The 1,527-nt window shown below is 70.7% G+C and carries 2 protein-coding genes; both read left to right on the top strand.

Features of this window, described 5'->3' with window-relative positions; all coding sequences use genetic code 11:
• Nucleotides 1-184: 184 nt before the first annotated feature.
• Entirely contained in the window at nucleotides 185-616 is a 432-nt protein-coding gene (rplK, locus tag AB0J36_RS12650) for a 50S ribosomal protein L11 (RefSeq protein WP_355053307.1), read from the top strand.
• Nucleotides 617-694: 78 nt separating this feature from the next.
• A complete protein-coding gene (rplA, locus tag AB0J36_RS12645; RefSeq protein WP_355053306.1) occupies nucleotides 695-1,411 on the top strand; it encodes a 50S ribosomal protein L1 in 717 nt (238 codons plus the stop codon).
• Nucleotides 1,412-1,527: the final 116 nt, after the last annotated feature.

Genomic DNA, 1,527 nt, shown 5'->3' with positions numbered 1-1,527 from the left:
CGCCGCCGGCGCCCCCCCCCCGCCCCCGACGTCGGCGTACGCCCTCCCGCTCGACCTCGGCGGACGAGCGGGCTGCGGCGTGCGCTACTCTTGAACGTCGCCGCTGTCGCATCGCGCTGACCGTGCGCGCCCAGCCGCGGCGGCGACGGCCGCATTTTCCCAGCTCCAAGCCCCAGGAAGTGACATGCCTCCGAAGAAGAAGCTCGTCAAGACGTTCACGCTTCAGCTGCCGGCGGGCCAGGCCACGCCGGCGCCGCCGGTCGGCCCCGCGCTCGGTCAGCACGGCGTGAACATCATGGAGTTCTGCAAGTCCTACAACGCGCAGACCGAGTCCCAGCGGGGCGACATCGTCCCCGCCGAGATCAGCGTGTACGAGGACCGGTCCTTCACCTTCGTGCTGAAGACCCCGCCCGCCGCCCGGCTGCTGATCAAGGCCGCCGGTGTGCAGAAGGGCTCGGGCGTTCCGCAGGCGACCAAGGTCGGCTCGGTCAGCCGCGCCCAGCTGCGTGAGATCGCCGAGAAGAAGATGGCCGACCTCAACGCCAACGACCTGGACCAGGCCGAGAAGATCATCGCCGGCACCGCCCGGTCGATGGGCATCACCGTCAACGACTGACGTCGGCCTCCGCCGACGACCCGATCGTGGGAGGGCTCGCGCCGAGCGGCCCGCCAGAGACCACAGGAGTAATCAGCAATGCAGCGCAGCAAGAGCTACCGCAAGGCCGCCGACGTCATCGACCGGTCGAAGCTCTACACCCCCGCCGAGGCCGTGAAGCTGGCCAAGGAGACCACCAACGTCAAGTTCGACGCCACGGTCGAGGTCGCCATGCGCCTCGGCGTCGACCCCCGCAAGGCGGACCAGATGGTCCGCGGTGTGGTCAACCTGCCGCACGGCACCGGTAAGACCGCCCGCGTGATCGTCTTCGCCAGCGGCGCGAAGGCCGAGGAGGCCGCCGCGGCGGGTGCGGACGAGGTGGGCACCGACGAGCTGGTCGCCCGTATCCAGGGTGGTTGGCTCGACTTCGACGCGGCGATCGCCACGCCGGACCAGATGGCCAAGATCGGCCGGATCGCGCGGATCCTGGGCCCGCGCGGTCTCATGCCGAACCCGAAGACCGGCACGGTGACCATGGACGTCACCAAGGCGGTGCAGGACATCAAGGGCGGCAAGATCACCTTCCGGGTGGACAAGCACTCCAACCTGCACCTGATCATCGGCAAGGCCTCCTTCTCGGAGAGCCAGCTGGTGGACAACTACGCCGCGGTGCTCGACGAGGTGCTGCGGGCCAAGCCGTCCGCGGCCAAGGGCAAGTACCTCCGCAAGGTCATCCTCACCACCACGATGGGCCCGGGCGTTCCGGTCGACCCGAACCTGGTGAAGAACCTGACCGAGGACTCGGCCGACGCCTGAGCCGACTCATCGCTCCACCGGGGCGGGGGCCCGGGGGGGGGGGGGCCCCCGCGCCCGGGCGGGGTGGGGGGAGCAGGCGCCGGAGGGGGGGGGAGGGGAGGGTGGGGTGGCCCCGC

This window comes from Micromonospora sp. NPDC049662 (assembly GCF_040675055.1).
Taxonomy (GTDB): domain Bacteria; phylum Actinomycetota; class Actinomycetes; order Mycobacteriales; family Micromonosporaceae; genus Micromonospora.
The sequence above is the reverse complement of the archived record's forward strand: the minus strand, read 5'-3'. Positions and strand labels throughout refer to the sequence as shown.